The following is a 2,393-nucleotide window of genomic DNA, read 5'->3' on the forward strand; positions in this document are numbered from 1 at the left end:
TGGCGCGACGCCGGGGGCGACGCCGTCGCGTCCGGGCTCGCCGACGAGGTCGCCGCGGTGTGCGCGACGCTCGGCACGCCCGTGCGCGTCGAGCTGCCCGGCGGTGCCGAGCTCGCGGGCGTCGCGGAGCGGCTCGACGACGACGGCGGACTCGTGGTCGTCGACGCCGCCGGGGTCGCGCACCACGTCCTCGCGGGTGACGTCCGTCACGTGCGGTCCGGGGCGTGAACTAGGCTCGGCACGTGCCCGACGACGGTTCCCCGCCCGCCACCGGTGCCGGGCGACCCGTCGACGAGACCGCGGTCGCCGAGTCCACCGTCGGCGAGCTCGAGGCCCAGCTGCTGGGCGGTGCTCGCCGCTACAGCGCGCACGACCTGGCCCGACGCGCCCACATCGACGTCGACATCGTCCGCGGCTTCTGGACGACGGTCGGCCTGCCGCACGCGGACCCCGACGACACCGTCTACACCGAGCGCGACGCCGAGGCCGTCGACCGTGCCGTCGCCCTGGTCCGCGAGCACGGGCTCGACATCCGCACCGTCCTCACCGTCACGCGCGCGCTCGGCCACACCGCCGACCGCCTCGCGCTGTGGCAGGTCGAAGCCCTCGTCGAGGACATGGAGACGCGGTACGAGCTCGACGACACCACCGCGCGCCTGCTGACCCTCGACCGGCTCGCCGACCTCGCGCCCCTGCTCGAGGCGCAGCTCGTGCACGCCTACCGCCGGCAGCTCGCCGCGATCGCCGGCCGGTACGCCGCCGAGTTCGGCGCGCAGCGCTCGCCCGGCGTCGACGCCTCCGCGCTCCCGCTCGCGCGGGCCGTCGGGTTCGCCGACATGGTGTCCTTCACCCGCCGGACCGCCGGGCTGGGGTCCACCGACCTGTCGCAGTTCGTGCAGCGGTTCGAGGCAGCCGCGCGCGACGTCGTCACCGGCGCCGGGGGTCGCGTCGTCAAGACCATCGGCGACGCCGTTCTGTTCGTGGCCGACACCCCCGCGACCGGCGCGCGCGTCGCGCTCGGGCTCGCCGAGGCCCTCGGCGGTGCGCTCGACGTCGACCGCGAGCAGGCCGTCGGCGGGCTCGCCGAGGGGGCGCGCGGTGTGACGCCCGTGCGCGTCGGGTTCGTCTGGGGGCGCGTGCTGTCGCGATTCGGCGACGTGTTCGGCCCCGACGTGAACCTCGCCGCGCGGCTCACCGACATCGCCGAGCCGAGCACCGTCCTCACCGACCCCGAGACCGCCCAGGTGCTCGGCGGCGACCCACGCTTCGTGCTCGACGAGCGCCCCGCCCTCGACCTCCAGGGCATCGGCACGGTCACCCCGTACCGCCTCACCGCCGCCCCGGCCTGACGTCGCGCGGTCGGGCGGCCGGCGTAGGTGCTAGATCAGCGTCTCGTCCGGGTCGACCGGTTCGAGGAGCTGGGGGCCGTTGTTGCGGACGGAGCTGACGAGCGTCGAGACGGGCGTGGCGATGAGGCGCGGGGACGGGGCTTCGAGGAGGCGGCGGGCCTCGTCGGCGCCCGCCGACGGGTCGAGCCACGCGTCCCAGTCGTCGCGGCGCAGCATGAGCGGCTGCCGGTCGTGGATGTGCGCGTGCTCGTCGGACGCCGGGCGCGTGATGACGGTCGCGCTGACGAGCCAGCGGTCGGGGTCGTCGTCGGACTTCGTCGGGTCCTTCCAGAACTCGTACAGCCCGGCGAGTGCGACGAGGTCGTCGTCGGCCGGGTGCAGGTAGAACGGCTGCTTCGTCCGGGTGAGCGCGCCGGGCTCGGGCTTCTTCCACTCGTAGTAGCCGTCGGCGGGGAGCAGGGCGCGGCGGGCGGCGAACGGGCGCGAGAACGCGGACTTCTCGGCGACGGACTCGACACGCGCGTTGATCATGCGGGCGCCGACGGACGGGTCCTTGGCCCACGACGGGACGAGCCCCCACCGGGCGACGCGGAGCTGGCGCGTGATCTCGCCTGTCTCCTTGTCGGCGCGCTCGACGACCATGCGCACGCCGTCGGTCGGGGCGACGTTCCACGATGGCGGGAGCAGCCGGACGTCGTCGGCGACGGTCGCGATCGCGAACTCGTCGGCCAGGGCCTGGTCCTCGCGGAAGGAGGCGTAGCGACCGCACATGCGGGCCAGCCTGCCAGGTCGCACCCACACGCGCGGGCAGACCGGAAAGCGGCGTCGGAGTCGTGCGGGCGACGTCGTACCCGACGTGACCAGACCCATATCGAATCGATTCGCGTCGGCTCGGATCGGGTGCGACCATGGAGAGCGATGACCGCGCGCCCCGCCTCCAGCACCCCTGCGGCGCCGCCCACCCCCCGGACCAACGCGCCGAACCATGCCCTGACCTGCGCCTTCGTCCCGTGCCCGGACCGCCCGACACGCACCCCCGCCGAC

The 2,393-nt window shown here is 75.0% G+C and carries 2 protein-coding genes and 1 pseudogene; 2 read left to right on the forward strand and 1 reads right to left on the reverse strand.

What is annotated here, in order from left to right; genetic code table 11:
* Positions 1-228: pseudogene (locus tag HGA02_RS16530) on the forward strand (biotin--[acetyl-CoA-carboxylase] ligase); the annotation flags it as partial.
* A gap of 14 nt (positions 229-242) precedes the next feature.
* A complete protein-coding gene (locus HGA02_RS16535; RefSeq protein ID WP_343035547.1) occupies positions 243-1,349 on the forward strand; it encodes an adenylate/guanylate cyclase domain-containing protein in 1,107 nt (368 codons plus the stop codon).
* A gap of 30 nt (positions 1,350-1,379) precedes the next feature.
* Here HGA02_RS16535 and HGA02_RS16540 read toward each other — a convergent pair whose 3' ends face one another.
* Positions 1,380-2,120 carry an SOS response-associated peptidase gene (locus tag HGA02_RS16540; RefSeq protein ID WP_168680222.1) on the reverse strand — a complete coding sequence of 247 codons (741 nt, stop codon included), beginning with the start codon at positions 2,118-2,120 and terminating at the stop codon, positions 1,380-1,382.
* Between the last annotated feature and the right edge of the window lie 273 nt (positions 2,121-2,393).

The organism is Cellulomonas septica, from assembly GCF_012396155.1.
In the GTDB taxonomy this organism is placed as follows: Bacteria; Actinomycetota; Actinomycetes; order Actinomycetales; family Cellulomonadaceae; genus Cellulomonas; species Cellulomonas septica.